Source organism: Kitasatospora sp. NPDC051984, from assembly GCF_044593455.1.
Classification (GTDB): Bacteria; Actinomycetota; Actinomycetes; order Streptomycetales; family Streptomycetaceae; genus Kitasatospora.
The window spans coordinates 395,021-412,055 of the sequence record NZ_JBIUCB010000005.1 but is presented as its reverse complement, the minus strand read 5'-3'; the positions used below and the strand labels follow the sequence as shown (position 1 = coordinate 412,055).

Below are 17,035 nucleotides of genomic sequence, written 5' to 3'. Positions count from 1 at the left end.
CGGGGTGCGCGGCGCCTCAGTGCTGGAGCACCATGGCGGCGAAGGTCGCGCCGAGTCCGGACGCGGCGACCAGGTAGCGGTCGCCGCGGCGGAGCAGGCCGCGGCCGGTGGCGGTGTGGTGGTTGAGCAGGATGTCGGCGGCGAAGCTGTGCCCCACCGCCGGGACGTTGTCCAGCACCACCTGTTCGGGCGGGTACCCGATCTGGCGGCAGATCCGTTTCCAGGAGATCTGGTTGACGTTGTGCGGCAGCAGCAGCCGAATCGACTCCCAGCTCTCGCCGGCTTCGTTCAGCGCGGCTTCCATCACCGCGATCATCAGCTCCGGGTAGCTGCGCTGGTAGCGCTGCATCAGGTCCGGATCGTCGGCGAGTCGCCCGTCGAACTCGCCGCGCTGGTCGACCGCGTAGGACAGCACCCGGTCGTGTTCACCTTCGGCCCGTACCAGGGCTGCCGCTGCCCCTTCGCCGAAGAGGGCGGTGTCCGGGACGGTGCGGGCGTCCCGGGTGAAGGTCTTCTCGCCCGCCAGGATCAACGCCAGCGCCTCGCGGTCGGGGTCTGCCGCCAGCAGCCGACCGGCCACGTCGAGCGCCAACAGCGAGCCGGCGCAGGCGTGGTGGGTGATGGTGAAGGCACGGGCGTGGCTCAGCCCCAGACGGCCGAGCACGTCGTGCAGCGGGTTGTGCGGGTAGGGCGCCGCGATCGGCAGGCTGCGCGCGTGCAGCACGTACTTCACGCGGTGTTCGTTGCCGGGCAGCGGGGCCAGGGCCTTCGCTGCGGCGGTGAGCAGGTCGGACAGGTCTCCGTCGTGGTCCACCCTGACCTGGTCGAGGCCGTGGAACCGGCGGAAGAGCCTGATCTGACGATCCGTCAGTCCGAGGCGTTTCCCGACCAGTTCGATCGGTTCGGCGACGGGCGGAAGGTGGACGGCGACTGCTTCCAGAGCGGTCACGCGGGCTAGTATTCCCACGCCTCACCGGCCCGCACAAGGGATCTCCGGCGCTTCCTTCCCGACTCCCCCTTTTGGTCTGTACCAGTTCCCCGTCGTTTGCACACGACGCGTGCGAATTTCTCGACCGGCACGGCAAGTCGCGACCTCTGCCGCGCCGTTGAACCTCTGCCGCGCCGTTGCACCTCCCCCGCTCCTCCCGGAAGGACTCCACCATGCCCCCCGTCGATTCCCCGCTGCGCCTGCTGATCGTGGTCCCCCCGCTCGCCGGACACCTGCTGCCGGCCCGGGCGCTGGCCCTGGAGTGGGCCAGCCGCGGACACCAAGTCTCCTGGGTGGGACCGGAGTCGGCGCTGCGCCCGGTACTCGGTCCGGACGCGCTGGTGCATCCCACGGGCGGCCGGCTGTTCCGGGAGCAGGCGGTGGGCGGGGCGGCGGCGGTGCGTTCGCTCTGGGACGGGTTCGTGGTGCCGCACACCAGGTTCACCCTTGGCGCGGTGCGCCGGGCCGTGCGGGAGTGGCGGCCGGACGTGGTGCTGGTCGATCAGCACAGCCCGGCGGGCGCGTTGGCCGCTCACGGCGCGGGCGTGCGGTGGGCGACGTTCGCGCCGTCCTCGCTGGAGATCGGCGATCCGCTGGGCGGCGAAGGCGAGTTGACGTCCTGGCGGGACGGGGTGCTGCGCGGCCTGTGGGAGCGGGCCGACCTGCCCGCCGACGAGTTCACCGACCCGCGCTTCTCCCCCGGCCTGCTGATCGCCCCGACCTGCCGGGAACTCGCCGGGCTCGACCGCGTTCCCGCCGAATACGCCCTGGTGGGGCCGCTGCTCGCGGCGCGCACCGAACTCCCGTTCCCCTGGGAGCGGTTGGAGCACGGACGCCGCCGGGTGCTGGTCACCATGGGCACGCTGTCGGCCGAGGTCGCCGGCGACTTCCTGCACCGGACGGCCGCCGCGCTCGCCGAACTCCCCGACGTTCAGGCCGTGGTGGCGGCCCCGGGGGACGCCCCGCTGCCGCCGGACGCGGTGGCGTGCGAGCGGGTCCCGGTGCTGGAACTGCTTGAGCGTGGGGCGGTGGACGCCGTACTGTGCCACGGCGGGATGAACACCGTGGCCGAATCCCTGGTCCACGGACGGCCGTTGGTGGTCGCCCCGATCCGCCACGACCAGCCGGTGACGGCCGGCCGGCTGGCGGCACTCGGCGCGGCCCTCCGGGTCGACTTCGCCACCGCCACCTCCGAGCAGCTGCGCGCGGCGCTGCGAGCCGTCCTCGACGACCCGGGGTTCCGGGCCGCCGCACAGCGCCTGGGACGTCAACTGGCCGCTGGTGGAGGCGCGGTGGCCGCCGTCGACCGGCTGGAGCGGTTCGCGCGCGCACCGCGTTGAGTGCGCGCCGTCCGCCTGGTCCAGACCATTGTCGGCGGGTGGGGTCGGGCCCTAGGGTCTGCTCCGGCATCAGCCGCCCCACCCTCTTCCCCTCACCCTCTTCCCCTCAGCGCAACCGCATCCGAACCCACCGACCGAGCACAGGAGTCCGGGTTGATCGTGACCAAGGGGCTGCGCAAGTCCTTCCGGCCCCGCCGCGGCGCCGCCACCGTCGACGCGGTGCGCGGCCTCGACCTCAACGTCGCGGAGGGCGAGATCTACGGCCTCCTCGGCCCGAACGGCGCAGGCAAGACCACCACGCTGCGCATGCTCGCCACCCTGCTGGCGCCCGACGGTGGCGCGGCCACTGTGGCCGGCGCCGACCTGCGCACCGAGCCGGGCGAGGTCCGCCGCCGGATCGGCTACGTCGCCCAGGGCGGCGGCACCACCGACCACGCCACCGCACGCGAGGAACTCGTCCTCCAGGCCCGGATGTACGGCATCCGCAAGGCCGAGGCGCTGCAACGCGCGGAACAGGGCCTGGCGGCCTTCGACCTCATCGAGTTCGGCGACCGCGCCTGCAAGACGTACTCCGGCGGCCAGCGCCGCCGCCTCGACCTCGCCCTCGGCGTGGTCCACCGCCCCAAGGTGCTGTTCCTCGACGAACCCACCGTCGGACTCGACCCGCGCAGCCGCGCCCAGGTCTGGACGGAGGTCCGCCGCCTGCGCGAACAGGGCATGACGGTGCTGATCACCACCCACTACCTGGACGAGGCCGACGCCCTGTGCGACCGGATCGGCATCGTCGACCACGGCGGCATCGTCACCGAGGGCACCCCCGAGCAGCTCAAGCAGCAGATCTCCGGCGACGCCGTCACCATCGGCCTTCCCACCGCCGAGGACACCGCCCGCGCCACCCACGCCCTCAACGAACTCCCGTGCGTCCAGCGCCTGGAGGCCCTGCCCGAGCAGGACGGACTGCGCCTGCACGTGGACTCCGCCGCCACCGCGATCCCGCAGCTGCTGCGCGCACTCGCCGCGGCCGGCCTGGAGCCGGACAACGTCCAGCTACAACGCCCCAGCCTGGACGACGTGTTCCTCGCCCTCACCGGGCGCCCGCCGGTCCGTAACTGACGCGCCGTCAATTCCCCTCTGCCGTCCCCACGAGGTCCCCGTGAAACTCGCCCGCGACACCTGGCTGGTCTACCAGCGCCAACTCCTCCTGATGGCCCGCTCGCCCGCGTGGCTGGCCGTCGGACTGCTCCAACCCCTGTGCTACCTCCTGCTGTTCGCCCCGCTGCTGACCTCCGCACTGGCCGCCTCCGGCGCGCACAGCACCGCCGACGCCTACCGGATCTACGTGCCCGGCCTGCTGTCCGCGCTGGCCGTGATGGGCGGCCTGTTCACCGGGTTCACGCTGCTCGGCGAACTGCACGCCGGCGTCATCGAACGCTCCCGGGTCACGCCCGTCAGCCGGGTCGCGCTGCTGCTCGGCCGCGCCCTGCGGGAGACCACCGCACTGCTCGTCCAGTCCCTGCTGATCGCCGTCCTGGCCATCCCGTTCGGGCTGACCGTCGGCTTCACCGATCTGCTGCTCGCCATGGCTCTGCTCGCGCTGATGGCCCTGATGGCGTCCTCGGTCTCCTACGGCCTGGCCCTGCTGGTGCCCACCGACGCCGCCCTCGGCCCCGTCGTCAACACCATCGCCCAGCCGCTGGCGCTGCTCTCCGGCACCCTCCTCCCGATCGCACTCGCCCCGGCCTGGCTGCGCACCGCCGCGTCCTGGAACCCCTGCTACTGGGGCGTCGAGGGCATGCGCGCCCTGTTCGCCGGCCACCTGGACGCACCCGAGGTGTGGCGCGGCCTGCTGCTGACCGGCCCGATGACGGCCCTCGCGGTGGCCTGGGCAGCCCGGCTGTTCGCCCGCCGGATCCGCTGAGACGGGCCCGCCACGAGGCGCGGCCCAGCACGAAACGGAGCCGCCATGAAGCGCGGCCCACCACGAAGCGGGGACCGGCATCACACGCCGGGCCCCGCACGCCGCTGCCGCGTCAACTCCCCTGCCTCAGCAGCTGGTGGACGATGGCCGGTCAGCTGCGTTCGCGGGCGAGCAGGGTGAGTGCGGCGGCGAGGTTGCCGCCGGCGCTGTCGCCGCCGACGGCGATCCGGGCCGGGTCGAGGCCGAGCCGGGGCGCGTGGCGGGAAAGCCAGTCGAGTGCGGCCCAGCAGTCGTGGACGGCGGCGGGGAGGCGGTGTTCGGGGGCGTGCCGGTAGCCGACGGCGAGGACGTCGGCACGGGTGGCGTTGGCGAGCGAGCGGCAGATCGGGTCGCCGGTCTCCAGTGAGCCGAGCGCCCAGCCGCCGCCGTACAGGTACAGCAGCGCGGGGCCGGGGCGGTCGGCATCGGCGGCTGCGCGCTCCGGGTGGTAGTGCCGCAGCGTGAGCGGGCCGCCCGGGCCGTCGATGGTGAACTCCTCGACGGCGGCGACGGGTTCACCGGCGCCAGTGGCTGCGCGCAGGTCGGCGAGGTCGGCGGCGCGGGCCTCGTCCAGGGTGCGGGTGTACAGCGGCGGGGTGCCGGCGGCGGCCCGGCGGGCACGCCATGCTTCGGCCTGCGGGTGCAATGGCATCAGTGCGGCCCCCGGGGGCAATGGCATCAGTGCGGTCCTCCGGGGGCAACGGCCTCCAGGTAGATCGACTCGTCCTTGCGGAAGGCCGTGTCGAGATCGGCCATGTCAGGGCGTGCGCCGAGCTGGAACTCCCTTCGCTCGATGGCGAATTCGTGGTAGCCGGCGCGATCGAGGACGTGCCGGAGTTCGGCCTCGTCATAGATCCACCGATGCCCGAAATGGTAGAAGATCTGGTTCAGCATGAAGGCGCGGCGCTCCGGCATCGGCGGGCCCACCCGCATGGTGCGCAGACGGCGGCGATGGCGGCGGAAGAACTGCTCCTGCCCGTCGAGGTATCCGTCGATGTAGCGCGCCAGGTCGGGGGTGGTGAGGCGGAGCAGGCCGCCGGGCCGCAGGATGCGGCGGACTTCGGCGAGCCAGTGCACGGCGGTGCCGAGCGGGACGTGTTCGATCAGGTGCTCGGCGTACACCCAGTCCACGCTGCGGTCGGCGATCGGGAGCGGGCGACTGATGTCGAGCTGGGTGAACAGCGCGGCGCCGTCGATCCGGTAGACCGGTCCGGGGCGGGTGGCCTCGCTGTCGGTGTGCAGGCCGACCAGATCGGTACCGAGACCGCTCGGGTGCCGGGTGCGGAACGCGGCGAACTCGATGCCGGTGACGCCGAGCTCCTGGAAGTCCTGGTGCGTGTACGGCATTTCGGGACGGACGACCTCGATCCTGGTGCACCCGGCGAGGTTCTCGGTGAACGCGTCGGTGCGGGCTTCGAGCCCTGCGGGGTCTTCCCAGTCCCAGTCCGCGAACAGGGGGTGGGCGGTTTCGGATCGGGCGGCCTCGGGTCGGGCGGGCTCGGGTTCTGCGGTGGTGGCCACGGGGTCCTTTCACGCTTGATCGGGGGTCGGCAGCGGCCGATTGTCGGTGTCTTGTCACGCTCCCCTATATATAAGGAGAGTGCCGCGCGCAGGACGTGGCGACGCCGGCTGTCGAGGCTGGCGCGCCGCGCTCCGCCAGAGATCGCGGAACCATCGTCTCCGAACCTCCTGATGATCCGTCACCCCGTGCGAAAACGAGGGACAGCGTAGGGGTCCGACCGCCACTGGTATAGACCTTGACCCTCGATGCGCTCCCGTGCAAAGGTCGGCACCGACGGGGGATCCACACTGAAGCATCACAACTTCCGACCCATGCTTCCCATCCGAGCGCGTGGAGTTGCGTTGACGCTGATCCCAACCCCGGTGCGCGGCCGCACAGTTGCCGCGGACTGGGTGGACGAACAATTACTCGCCGGACCGGACGGCGAACCGTGCCTGCGCTTCGGCGCTCCGGTGAGCAGAGGGACGCTGCGGGCCCTGGTGGCCGAGCGGCAGCGGCAGTTGGCCGCGGCCGGTCTCGGCGAACACGGAACGGTTGCTCTGCGCATGCCGCCGTCGGCGGAGTTCGTCGCGGTACTGCTGGCCGCCTGGCGGGCCGGCGCGCGGGCCGTTCTGCTCGACCACCGGCTGACCGCCGTCGAGGTGGACCGCGCGGTGGACCGGCTGCACCCCCGGGTGCTGGTCGAACTCGTCGGCGGGCGGCCGCAGTTCAGGCCGCCACCGGACGCCTCGCAGGACCGGCCGCCCGCGAACGACCCAGGGGCCGCCGGGCCGTTCGCACTCGGCGACCACGTGCTGGTGCAGCTCAGTTCGGGCTCGACCGGCCCGTCCAAGGTGATCGGCCGGACGGCGGGCGACCTGCTGCGCGAACTCGACTGCTACGCACGGCTGCCCGAGTTCCCGACCCGGGGCGAACGCACCGTGCTGCTGTCCTCCACGGTGCACGTACTCGGCCTGGTCGGCGGGCTGCTGCACGCCCTGCACGCGGGCGTGGAGCTGGTGGTGCCGCAGCGGATGACCCCCGCGGGCATCCTCACCGCGATCGCCGACGGCACCGCCCCGACCACCGTGATCGGGGTGCCGTTCCACGCCGAGCTGCTGGCCGCGGTGGCCACGCCGCCCCAACTCCCGCAGCTGCGGCGGATGATCGTGGCCGGCGAACTGATCCGCCCCGGTCTTCCCGCCGCGATCCGCGAGCGCTACGGTGTGCCGCTGGGCACCATGTACGGGATGACCGAGACCGGGGTCATCGCCACCGACCTGTCGGGCCGCCACCATCCGGCCCTGCAAGTCGTTCATGGCCTCCACCTGTCGTTGGAGGCGGGCGAGTTGCACATCATCCGCCCGCGCTCCCCGTACCTGGGCCCGACCGACCCGACCCGCTGGTCGGACGGCCTGCTGCACACCCGGGACGCCGCGCTGCTCGACGCCGACACCGGCCGGGTGACGGTACTGGGGCGGCGCGACTCACAGATTTCCATCGGCGGCCTCAAGGTCGACCTGAACGAGGTCGAACAGACCCTGACCGCGCTTCCCGGCGTGGTCGAGGCCGTGGTGGTGTTCGCCGACGGCGCGATCGAGGCCTACGCCGCGACCGCCGACGGCACCTCCCCCGCACCGTCCGAACGGGACGGCGCGGCCGAGCAGTTGCGCGAACTGCTCGGCCGGGAACTGGCGGGCTACAAACTGCCCCGCCGCCTGCACCTGATGCCGCAGCTCCCCCGGACCGCCACCGGGAAGCTGCTGCGGGACGTCGCCGCCCTGCGCCGACAGGTCGACGCCACCCGCTGATCCGCACTCCCCCTTCCGCGCGCAGTGCGCCCGGCCGGGTGGACGGCTCCAGACACCGTCCGCCCGTCCGTCGGTGCGCCCTGCCCGCACCACACCGAACCCCAACACCCCCTACACCCCGACGCGCTGGAGTGAGCAAGTCCATGCAGGAACAGATCCGCTCGTTCGTCCTCGCCACGCTGGCGGCGATGAACTACGACGTCTCGCAGGTCACTTCGGAAACCGACCTCGGCCCCGCCGGCCTCGACCTGGAGTCTCTCGCACTGGCCGACCTGGCGGTGCAGGTCGAGGAGGAGTTCGGCATCCGCTTCGAACTCGACGACATGGAGTCCACCGCGCTGATGACCATCGACGAGTTCAGCACCGAGGTCGCCGCCCGGATCGCCAACTCCACGGTGGGCACGGCCTGATGGACACCCAATCAGAGGTCCGCTTCGGACGCTCCGAGGCGATCGCCATGCTCGCCCGCTACGGCGACCGCGCCCCCGAGCAGGTCGACGAACACCTGGGCTCGCTCGAACTGACCTGGCTGATCGCCGAGGTCGAGCAGACCTATGGCATCCAACTCGACCTGGACGACCACAGCTTGGACGCCATCCGCACAGTGGAGGACGCCGTGGCCGCCCTCGGCACCCAGCTCAAGTCACAGCCCGAATCGCCACTCGATCCGCAGCTCCACGCATGAATGGGAGCGCGATCCGGAACGGTCCGCCGCGGCGCACCGTCCTGGTCGGCGGCATCGGTGTCCGTTCGGCCTTCGGCCCGGGGCTCGCGGCGTTGCTGGACGGGGTGCTGGCCGGACGGCCGGCGTTCGTCCCGGTGGACCGCTTCAGCACCGTCGGACACCGCACCGACCGGGCCGCCGTCGCACCCGAACCGGCCCGGCTGGCCGACCAGTTGGTGTCGGTGCTCGCCGAGGCGGGCGCACTGCGCCACCGGCCCGACGGCGCGCCCGCCGGAGCACCCTCCGGCACACCCGAGGAGCTGCTGCTCGCCCTGCACGGCGACCGGCGGGCCGGACCGGTCGCCGCGGAGGTCGCCGAACGCACCGGGCTGCGGCCCAGGGTGTACACCGGCGCGTGCGTGGCGGCCGCCACGGCCGTCGCCGACGCCGCCGCGCTGATCGCCTCCGGCCGGCGCGAACGCGTACTGGTCGCCGCGGGCTACCTGGTCGAGCCGGACACCTTCGCGGCGTTCGACGCCGGCCGGGCGCTCGCCGGAGACGGCGCCGTCCGCCCGTTCAGCCTGGGCCGGCAGGGCATGCTGCTCGGCGACGCGGTAGTGGCCGTGGTCCTCGAGTCCGTGCCGTCGCTGCACCGTCGCGGCGGCCGCAACCCGCTGGCCCGGATCGCCGGTTGGGCCCGCACCGGGGACGCGCACCACGTCTGTCGGCCGCACCCGGCCGGCACCGGCCTGGCCCGGGCGGTCCGCGACGCCCTCGCCCGCGCGGGCGCCCGGCCCGACGCCATCGGCTACGTCAACGCCAACGGGGCGGGCTCGAAGCTCGGCGACCTGGCCGAGGCCGCCGCGCTGCGCACCCTGTTCCCGTCCGGCACCCCACCGGTCAGCTCCACCAAGTCCGTGCACGGCCACGCCCTGGAGGCCTCCGCGCTGCTCGAACTCGCCGTCACCGTCGGCGTCCTGCAGGCCGGGCTGCTGCCCGTCAACGCCGGCTGGCAGCACCCGGACCCGGACTGCCCACTCGACCTGGTCCTCGACCAACCCCGCCCGGCCACCCCCGGCCTGGCCCTCACCCTGAACTCCGCGTTCGGCGGCGCGAACACCGCACTCCTGGTGGCCGCCGCGTGATCACCACCTCCGACGACACTCCGCGGCTAGCGACGAGGGAGTTGACCGGCCCGCTGCGGGTGCTCGCGTCCGCTGCCTGGCCCGAGCGTCCGGACGACCAACTCCCTTCCATCGCGGGGTTCGTGGAGTCCAGCTTCAATCCGCTGGTGGCCGAGACCGCCGAACGCTGCCTGCGCCGCCACTACGGGCCGCCGCCCGCCCTCGGCGCACCCCGCACCGCCCTGCTGCTGGCCAGCCCGACCGGCGACACCGGCACGGCGGACGCCCTCGACCGGGCCACCACCACTGGCCGGCGCGTCGCACCCCTGCTGTTCTTCCAGTCCAACCCGAACGCCGTCCTCGGCCATCTCGCCGCCCGCTGGCAACTCGACGGCCCGGTCGTCGCGCTCGGCCCCGGCTTCGACACCGAGTCCGAACTCCACGACCAGGCCCGCCTGTTGATCGAGGACGGGGATGCCGAGCAGGTCCTGCTGATCACCGCCACGCAGGGCCCGCCCGACCGCGCCACCGCCGTCCTGCTCGCCCCCTGACACCCCCCACATCGTTCACACCCGCCGACGCCCCGCACCACGAATCACCGCGAGCCCCCGCACCACGAGTCCCGCGCCACGAATTACCGCGAGCCCCGCCCGCCGACGCCCCGCACCACGAATCACCGCGAGCCCCGCACCACGAGTCCCGCACCACGAGAAGAACGGGATCCATGAGCCTCCGCACCCTGCGCGCCGTCCTGTCCGAGGACAGTTCCGTCGGCGCCGGCAACGTCCTGACCACCCGGGTCGAGCAGGGCCTCGGCCTCGACTCGCCGACCCTCACCTTCGACACCCCCGTCGACGGCCACCCCGCCGACACAATGCTGACGCTCCGTCACCTCGACGGTGCTGTAAGGGCGCGGGCGTCCGCACTGCACGCGCTTGGGGTGCGCCGACGCGATCCGGTGGCGGTGCAGGCGTCCGCGGCGGCCGACCAGGTGCTCACCTTCCTCGCCCTGTCCCGGCTCGGCGCCATCCCGGCACTGCTCAACCCGGCACTGGACGCGGACACTTCGGCCCGCTACCTGCGCCGGTTGAACGCGGCCGGGCTGCTCGCGGATGCCGAACACGCCAAGGCGCTCGCGGGCCTCGACCTCGGCACCACACTGCTCGCCGACACCGCCCAACTCGCCGACGGCGACCCGGAGTCGGCACCCACCCCGTACCGGCACTGGCCCACCGACCCGGTCGCCATCACCCACTCCTCGGGAACCACCGGCCTGCCGAAGGCGGTACTGCACTCGCACCAGAGCCTGTACGCGGCGATCCGGCACCGGCTGCTGCTGCCCCGGCCGCAGGGCATCGACCGGGTGCTGAGCGCACTGCCCGCCGCACACGCCGCCACCCTGATCGCGGTCAATCTGGCGCTCAGCTTCGACACCCAACTCCACCTGCTGTCGAGCCAGTCGGGCCCGGTGGTACTGGACGCGATCGAACGCTGGCAGCCGCTCGGCGTGTACGGGTTCGCCACCACCTGGGCCGACCTGGCCCGGCACGACCTGTCCACCCGCGACCTGTGCTCCGTCGGCCTGTGGTGGAACACCGGCGACTGCGCGCACGAGACCCACATCCGCCGCCTGGTCGCCCAGGGTTCACGCGAGACCGCCACCCGGCAGGGCCGGGTCCGCACCGCAGGCTCGGTGTTCATCGACGGCCTCGGCTCGTCCGAGATGGGCCACTCGCACTTCTTCATCACCCACACCGTCGACTCCGACCGCTACGGCCGCTGCGTGGGCCGCCCGCACGCGTTCGTCGACTGCGCGATCCTCGACCCGGACGGCAACGAGCTCGGCCCGGGCGAGGTCGGCGAACTCGGCACCCGCTCCCCCACCCTCGCGGTCGGCTACTGGAACGACTCCGTCACCACCCACCGCACCCGGATCCGCGACTACTTCCTCACCGGCGACCTGATGTACCGCGACGAGGACGGCTACTACTACCACGTGGACCGCGCCGTCGACACCGTCGGCCTCGGCGACGGCCGCCGCCTGCACACCGCCGCCTGCGAGGAACGCGTCCTCGCCGCCTGCCCGGACGTCATCGACTGCACGGTGGTGGCGTTCCGCGACGGCGACCGGGTGGTCACGGACGTGCTGCTGCAACTCGCCCCGGCTGCAGCCGAATCCGACGACCTCACCGCCCGGGTGCTGGCCGCGCTGGAGGCGCACGTCGCCGCCACCGTGCGCGCGGTGCTCGCCGTGCCGGACAACCGGATCCCGCTCGGCCCGACCGGCAAGGTCCGCAAGGTCCTGCTGCGCCGGCAGCACCTCTCCTCCTCGGTCGGCGCCGAGTGAGCGCGCCCGCCCCGCGTCCCACCGGCCCCGCTGCCCAGATCGCCGGCATCGCTGCCCATCCCACCGGCCCCGCCGCCCAGATCACCGGCATCGGCTGGCTGACTCCCCTCGGCCGTGGCGTCCCCGAGGTGTTCCGTGCCCTCGCCGACGGCCGCTCCGGGCTGACCGCCCCGCCCCCGGACCACCCGGCGGCGGGGTGGCTGCGGGCCGCCGACATCGCCCCGCCCGTGCCCGCCGCCGAGGTGCTGCCGCCGACCGAGACCCGCTGCGCCGACCGGTTCCTGCTGCTGGCCCTCGCCGCTGCCGACGATGCCCTGGCCGACGCGAAACTGACGGTCCGTCAGGACGCCGACCCAGAGCGGGTGGCAGTGGTGATGGCCACCGGCGGTGGCGGGCTGGAGAGTTACGAGCAGCAGGCCGCCGCACGGCGCGAACGCGGCCGGGCCGCGGTCAGCCCCTACCTGCTGCCGGGCATGCTGTCCAACATGGCGGCCGCCCGGATCGCCATCACGCACGGCATCCGCGGCTACAGCTCGGCCGTGATCACCGCCTGCGCGGCCGGCGCACAGGCGGTCGCCGAGGGCCTGCGACTGATCCGCGGCGGCGACGCGGACGTGGTGGTGTGCGGCGGCGCCGAGGCCCCGCTGCACCCGACCATCGCCGCCGCCTTCGACAACTCCCGCGCGCTTGCTGCTGGTTGGGACGACCCGACGCAGGCGTCCCGGCCCTTCGACGCCCGCCGCAACGGGTTCGTCCTGGGCGAGGGCAGCGCCGTCCTGGTACTGGAGCGGGCCGAACACGCGGCCGCCCGCGGCGCTTCGGCATACGCGGAACTGTCCGGCTGGGGCGCCGCCACCGACGCCCACCACCCGACCATGCCGCGCCCCGACGGCGCCGGCGCGGCCAGTGCGATGCGCGCGGCACTGCGCTCGGCGGGGCTCGACCCGTCGGCGGTCGACTACGTCAACGCCCATGGCACCGGCACCAAGTTGGGCGACCGGGCGGAGGTCTCGGCACTGCGCGAGGTGTTCGGCGACGCGGGCCCGCTGGTCAGTTCCACCAAGGGAGCGACGGGCCATCTGCTGGGGGCGGCCGGGGCGGTGGAGGCGGCGGTGTCCGCACTGGCCGTCGCCGAGGGCCTGCTGCCGCCCACCCTGAACCTCGAACAGCCGGATGCCGACTGCCAGTTGCGGCACGTCCGCGGCTCGGCGGCGCGAGCACCGGTGCGCCACACGCTGTCCAACTCGTTCGCGTTCGGCGGGCACAACCTGAGCCTGGTGTTCGGCCCGCCGAGCATCGCGGCCAGACAACTCGGCATCAACGCCGAGCACCTCGGCATCGACGCCGAGCACCTCGGCATCGCGGCCAAGCACCTCGGAGGTAACTCATGACCGTGTCGGGAATCGCCTACCTCGAACTGTACGCGGAGGACGCCCACAAGTACGCCGCGCAACTGCGCGACGACTGGGGCTTCACGCTGAGCAAACCGGTTCGCACCACGCCGGGTACGGTGCAGGTGCTGGCCCACCAGAACTCGATCCGGCTGCTGGTGACTTCGGCGGTGGACGCCGAACACCAGGTGACGGAGTGGGTGCGGCGGCACGGCGACGGCGTGGCGATGGTCGCGCTCCGGCACACCGACAAGGTGGCGGCGGCCGCGGCGGCCGAGCGGGCCCTGAACGCGGGCGGCGGCTGCCTGGACGGGGCGGGCACGGTCTCCGGGTTCGGCGACCTGGCGGTGCGCTTCGCCGACGCGCAGGACCTCCTGCCGCCGGACGAACTCCCCGGCCGGGGCGGGCTGTTGTCCCTCGACCATGTGGCGATCGCGGTACCGGGCGGGCAGTTGGACGCCTCGGTCGAGTGGGCGGTGCGCGGTCTGGGCTTCAAGGAGATCTTCCGCGAGTACGTCGAGGTCGGCACCCAGGCGATGGACTCGCGGGTGGTCCAAAGCCCTTGCGGCGCCGTCACGTTCACCCTGCTGGAGCCGGACACCTCGCGGACCGCCGGCCAGATCGACGGGTTCCTGGAGGCGCACGGCGGCGCGGGCGCCCAGCACGTGGCGTTCTCCACCGCCTCGATCACCACGTCCGTACGGGAGTTGACCGACCGCGGCGTGGCGTTCCTCAGCACGCCGGGCGCGTACTACCGGGCGCTGGAGTCGCGGCTCGGCCCGACGGGTATCCCGGTGGACGAACTGCGCGAGACCAACGTGCTGGTGGACCGCGACCACGGCGGCGAGCTGTTCCAGATCTTCGCCCGCTCCACCCACCCGCGCCGGACGTTCTTCCTGGAGCTGGTGGAGCGGCGCGGCGCCGGCTCGTTCGGCACCGCCAACATCAAGGCCCTGTACGAGGCCGTCGAACGCGAACGCGCCACCGCGCACAACTGACCACGCGACCACTGACCGGAGGGGAGCCCTCAAATGCCTGACACCACCGACCCGTTCGGGCTGTCGGAGGAGGAGTCGGCGCTGCTGCCGACCGCCGAGGAGGTGCTGGAGTACGCGGAGCGCGGCTGGTACCTGTCGCGGCGACTGTTCAGCGACCAGGAGCTGGACGCCCTGCAGGCCGCCACCGAGCGCTACTACGCGGGCGAACGCGATCGCGAACTTCCCGCCCGGCCCCCGCACTTGGCGGCCTGGACGCCGGCCGACGGGCCGGTGCAGCGACACAACGACTACGTGCACTACGAGCACGCGGAGATCGGCCGCATTCTGCGCAAGCCGCTGCTGGGCGCGGTGGCGGCGCGCCTGGCGCAGGCGGAGGAGATCCGGGTGTTCCAGGCGACGCTGATCTACAAGCCGCCGGTGGCGGACGAGTTGAGCAACGTGGTGCCGTGGCACTTCGACAAGCACTACTGGCAGACGTCCACCTCGCAGCGGATGCTGACGGCGTTCCTGCCGTTCCACCACTGCACGGAGGAGATGGGCACCATTACCATGGTGGACGGCAGTCACCGCTGGGAGGAGCTCCCCGGCGGCGACGACTCGACCCGGCACTTCGCCGCCCGCGACCGCGCCGAACTCGACAAACTCCTGCGTGAGAACGCCGAGTTCAACGGCGCCGAGGTGCGCACGGTGCCGGTGGAGATCCCGCGCGGGCACGTCTCCTTCCACCACTGCCGCACCTATCACGGCTCCGGCCCGAACCGGTCCGCCCAGCCGCGCCGCGCCGTTTCGCTGCACCTGCAGGACGGTTCGAACCGCTACCGGTCGTTCCTGAAGCCGGACGGCTCGCCGGTGGTGTACAACCACGACCCGGTGGTGCGGCGCACGGCGGACGGCCAACCCGATTACGCGGACCCGGAGTTCTGCCCGGTGCTGTGGCGGTCGGGCCGGTGAGCCTGCCGCATTTGGCGGACCGGGCCGGGCGGTACCGGGCGATGCGGCTGATCCGCTCGTTCGAGGAACTGGCGCTGGAGTGGGTGCGCTCGGGTCTGATCGTCGGTGGCACCCACCCGTACATCGGCCAGGAGGCGGTGGCGGTCGGCGTCTGCGCGGCACTCGCGGCGGACGACCAGCTGACGTCCACCCACCGCGGTCACGGGCACGTGCTCGCCAAGGGCGCCGATCCGGGGCGGCTGTTGGCCGAACTGGCTGGCCGGGTAGGCGGGTTGAACCGGGGTCGGGGCGGGTCGATGCACGCCGCGGACTTCTCGCTGGGCATCCTCGGCGCGAACGGCATCGTCGGCGCGGGCGCGCCGATCGCGGTCGGCGCGGCCTGGGCGGCGCAGCGGCAGGGAAACCCCCGGGTGGTGGCCTCGTTCTTCGGTGACGGCGCGCTCAACCAGGGGGTGCTGCTGGAGTCGTTGAACCTGGCGTCGATCTGGCGGGCCCCGGTGCTGTTCGTGTGCGAGAACAACGGCTATGCGACGACGCTGCCGGCCGGTGCGGCGGTGGGCGGTTCGGTGTGCGGGCGGGCGGCGGCGTTCGGCATTCCGGCGGAGACGGTGGACGGGATGGACGTGGAGGCGGTCCGGGCGACGGCCGAGCGGCTGGTGGCCCGGGCACGGGCGGGCGGCGGGCCGGGGTTCCTGGAGTGCCTGACGTACCGCTTCGAAGCGCACCACACCATGGAGCGCCGATTCCGGCTCGCCTACCGCACCCCGCAGGAGGTGGCGGCCTGGCGCGAACGCGACCCGCTCGTACCGGCCGCCGCGGCACTGCCCGCCGACGTCGTGGCCGCGATCGACGACGAGGTACGCGAACTCCTCTCCTGGGCCGCCGAGTTCGCGCGCGCCTCGGCGGAGCCGGATCCGGCCACGGCGGGCGACTACTTGTATGCGACCGACCACTTGGACGCGAGCGGGCTGCGGCCCCGGTCGGGAGCGGCACTGTGACCCTGCTGTCGTACGCGAAGGCGATGAACCGGGCGCTGGCGGACGCGTTGGCGGCCGACCCGGCGGTGTGCGTGTTCGGCGAGGACGTGGGCGCGGGCCTGGCCGGGCTGACGTTGGGGCTGCAACAGCGGTTCGGGGCCGAGCGGGTGGTGGACACTCCGCTGTCGGAGCAGGCGTTCACCTCGGCGGGCATCGGCGCGGCGCTGTCCGGGATGCGCCCGGTGATCGAGTTGCAGATCCCGTCGCTGCTGTTCCTGGTGTTCGAGCAACTCGCCAATCAGGCGCACAAGTTCTCGCTGATGACGGGCGGCCAGGCGCGGGTTCCGCTGACCGTGGTGGTGCCGGGTTCGGGTTCCCGCAGCGGCTGGGCGGGCCAGCATTCGGACCATCCGTACGGCCTATTCGCGCACGCCGGCCTCAAGACGCTGGTGCCGGCGACGCCCACCGACGCGTACGGGCTGCTGAGTTCGGCGATCGCGGATGACGATCCGGTGGTGCTGTTCGCCCCGGCGGGCGCGCTGGGCGTCCGGGAGGACGTGACGGCGGCGCTGGCGCCGGTGCCGCTGGGCGTGGCCCGCACGCACCGGACCGGCACGGACGTGACGGTGGTCGCGGTCGGTCATCTGGTGCATCAAGCGCTGGCGGTGGCCGAGGAGTTGGCGGGCGAGGTGTCGGTGGAGGTACTCGATCCGCGCACCCTGTACCCGCTGGACCGGGCGGCGCTGCTGGCTTCGCTGCGGCGCACCGGGCGGCTTGTGGTGGTGGACGACTCCAACCGCTTCGCCGGATTCGCCGCCGAGGTGCTGGCGATCGCGGGCGAGGAGGGCCGCCTGCTCGCCCCGCCGCGCCGGGTGACCCGGCCGGACGGTGCGGTGCTGCCGTTCGCCCTCGGCCTGGACCGGGCGTTGCAACCGGACGCCGGGCAGCTGCGCGAGGCGATCCGCGACGTCCTGAGATGAGCGCGC

At 73.1% G+C, this 17,035-nt stretch carries 17 protein-coding genes; 14 read left to right on the top strand and 3 right to left on the bottom strand.

The genetic code is table 11. The features are described 5' to 3' along the window. Positions 1-16: 16 nt before the first annotated feature. On the bottom strand, positions 17-949 hold the full coding sequence (locus ACIHEI_RS13340) for a 3-oxoacyl-[acyl-carrier-protein] synthase III C-terminal domain-containing protein (protein WP_396606712.1): 933 nt from the start codon (positions 947-949) through the stop codon (positions 17-19). Positions 950-1,161: 212 nt separating this feature from the next. On the opposite strand from ACIHEI_RS13340, the gene ACIHEI_RS13335 reads away from it, so the two are divergent. From ACIHEI_RS13335 to ACIHEI_RS13325, 3 genes are all read left to right on the top strand, one after another. Further along, the gene (locus tag ACIHEI_RS13335; RefSeq protein WP_396606711.1) at positions 1,162-2,328 is read left to right on the top strand and encodes a glycosyltransferase; all 1,167 of its coding nucleotides are present in this window, start codon (positions 1,162-1,164) and stop codon (positions 2,326-2,328) included. Between the two features lie 159 nt (positions 2,329-2,487). Then, positions 2,488-3,441 (top strand): ATP-binding cassette domain-containing protein, encoded by a 954-nt coding sequence (locus tag ACIHEI_RS13330; RefSeq protein ID WP_396606758.1) that lies wholly within the window; start codon positions 2,488-2,490, stop codon positions 3,439-3,441. 40 nt (positions 3,442-3,481) lie between these two features. Then, positions 3,482-4,246 carry an ABC transporter permease gene (locus ACIHEI_RS13325; protein ID WP_396606710.1) on the top strand — a complete coding sequence of 255 codons (765 nt, stop codon included), beginning with the start codon at positions 3,482-3,484 and terminating at the stop codon, positions 4,244-4,246. Positions 4,247-4,397: 151 nt separating this feature from the next. On the opposite strand, the gene ACIHEI_RS13320 is transcribed toward ACIHEI_RS13325, so the two are convergent. Together ACIHEI_RS13320 and ACIHEI_RS13315 are read right to left on the bottom strand one after the other, a co-directional pair. After that, complete coding sequence (locus ACIHEI_RS13320; protein WP_396606709.1) at positions 4,398-4,964, bottom strand: alpha/beta hydrolase; 567 nt, start codon at positions 4,962-4,964, stop codon at positions 4,398-4,400. Further along, entirely contained in the window at positions 4,964-5,806 is an 843-nt protein-coding gene (locus ACIHEI_RS13315; RefSeq protein ID WP_396606708.1) for a methyltransferase domain-containing protein, read from the bottom strand. The genes ACIHEI_RS13320 and ACIHEI_RS13315 overlap by 1 nt, the downstream gene beginning before the upstream one ends. A gap of 342 nt (positions 5,807-6,148) precedes the next feature. Between ACIHEI_RS13315 and ACIHEI_RS13310 the strand changes: the two genes are divergently transcribed. From ACIHEI_RS13310 to ACIHEI_RS13260, 11 genes are all read left to right on the top strand, one after another. After that, a complete protein-coding gene (locus tag ACIHEI_RS13310; protein WP_396606707.1) occupies positions 6,149-7,597 on the top strand; it encodes a class I adenylate-forming enzyme family protein in 1,449 nt (482 codons plus the stop codon). A gap of 143 nt (positions 7,598-7,740) precedes the next feature. Continuing rightward, complete coding sequence (locus tag ACIHEI_RS13305) at positions 7,741-8,007, top strand: acyl carrier protein (protein ID WP_396606706.1); 267 nt, start codon at positions 7,741-7,743, stop codon at positions 8,005-8,007. After that, complete coding sequence (locus tag ACIHEI_RS13300; RefSeq protein ID WP_396606705.1) at positions 8,007-8,282, top strand: acyl carrier protein; 276 nt, start codon at positions 8,007-8,009, stop codon at positions 8,280-8,282. Before ACIHEI_RS13305 ends, ACIHEI_RS13300 begins: the two co-directional genes overlap by 1 nt. Then, positions 8,279-9,406, top strand: a complete 1,128-nt coding sequence (locus tag ACIHEI_RS13295; protein WP_396606704.1) for a beta-ketoacyl synthase N-terminal-like domain-containing protein — start codon at positions 8,279-8,281, stop codon at positions 9,404-9,406. The genes ACIHEI_RS13300 and ACIHEI_RS13295 overlap by 4 nt, the downstream gene beginning before the upstream one ends. Next, on the top strand, positions 9,403-9,936 hold the full coding sequence (locus tag ACIHEI_RS13290) for a hypothetical protein (protein WP_396606703.1): 534 nt from the start codon (positions 9,403-9,405) through the stop codon (positions 9,934-9,936). Before ACIHEI_RS13295 ends, ACIHEI_RS13290 begins: the two co-directional genes overlap by 4 nt. A gap of 173 nt (positions 9,937-10,109) precedes the next feature. Further along, entirely contained in the window at positions 10,110-11,732 is a 1,623-nt protein-coding gene (locus tag ACIHEI_RS13285) for an AMP-binding protein (protein ID WP_396606702.1), read from the top strand. Beyond that, a complete protein-coding gene (locus ACIHEI_RS13280) occupies positions 11,729-13,123 on the top strand; it encodes a beta-ketoacyl-[acyl-carrier-protein] synthase family protein (RefSeq protein ID WP_396606701.1) in 1,395 nt (464 codons plus the stop codon). The genes ACIHEI_RS13285 and ACIHEI_RS13280 overlap by 4 nt, the downstream gene beginning before the upstream one ends. Then, positions 13,120-14,121, top strand: a complete 1,002-nt coding sequence (locus tag ACIHEI_RS13275) for a 4-hydroxyphenylpyruvate dioxygenase family protein (protein WP_396606700.1) — start codon at positions 13,120-13,122, stop codon at positions 14,119-14,121. Before ACIHEI_RS13280 ends, ACIHEI_RS13275 begins: the two co-directional genes overlap by 4 nt. A 33-nt stretch (positions 14,122-14,154) precedes the next feature. Then, on the top strand, positions 14,155-15,072 hold the full coding sequence (locus ACIHEI_RS13270) for a phytanoyl-CoA dioxygenase family protein (RefSeq protein WP_396606699.1): 918 nt from the start codon (positions 14,155-14,157) through the stop codon (positions 15,070-15,072). Continuing rightward, entirely contained in the window at positions 15,069-16,070 is a 1,002-nt protein-coding gene (locus tag ACIHEI_RS13265) for a thiamine pyrophosphate-dependent dehydrogenase E1 component subunit alpha (RefSeq protein ID WP_396606698.1), read from the top strand. Before ACIHEI_RS13270 ends, ACIHEI_RS13265 begins: the two co-directional genes overlap by 4 nt. Continuing rightward, entirely contained in the window at positions 16,067-17,029 is a 963-nt protein-coding gene (locus ACIHEI_RS13260) for an alpha-ketoacid dehydrogenase subunit beta (protein WP_396606697.1), read from the top strand. Before ACIHEI_RS13265 ends, ACIHEI_RS13260 begins: the two co-directional genes overlap by 4 nt. Positions 17,030-17,035 lie beyond the last annotated feature (6 nt).

Bases quoted from the DNA above. Each gene is read 5' to 3' on its own strand.
- ACIHEI_RS13335 (WP_396606711.1), top strand. From the start codon at position 1,162: ATGCCCCCCGTCGATTCCCCGCTGCGCCTGCTGATCGTGGTCCCCCCG.
- ACIHEI_RS13320 (WP_396606709.1), bottom strand. From the start codon at position 4,964: ATGCCATTGCCCCCGGGGGCCGCACTGATGCCATTGCACCCGCAGGCC.
- ACIHEI_RS13305 (WP_396606706.1), top strand. From the start codon at position 7,741: ATGCAGGAACAGATCCGCTCGTTCGTCCTCGCCACGCTGGCGGCGATG.
- ACIHEI_RS13300 (WP_396606705.1), top strand. From the start codon at position 8,007: ATGGACACCCAATCAGAGGTCCGCTTCGGACGCTCCGAGGCGATCGCC.
- ACIHEI_RS13295 (WP_396606704.1), top strand. From the start codon at position 8,279: ATGAATGGGAGCGCGATCCGGAACGGTCCGCCGCGGCGCACCGTCCTG.
- ACIHEI_RS13285 (WP_396606702.1), top strand. From the start codon at position 10,110: ATGAGCCTCCGCACCCTGCGCGCCGTCCTGTCCGAGGACAGTTCCGTC.
- ACIHEI_RS13275 (WP_396606700.1), top strand. From the start codon at position 13,120: ATGACCGTGTCGGGAATCGCCTACCTCGAACTGTACGCGGAGGACGCC.
- ACIHEI_RS13270 (WP_396606699.1), top strand. From the start codon at position 14,155: ATGCCTGACACCACCGACCCGTTCGGGCTGTCGGAGGAGGAGTCGGCG.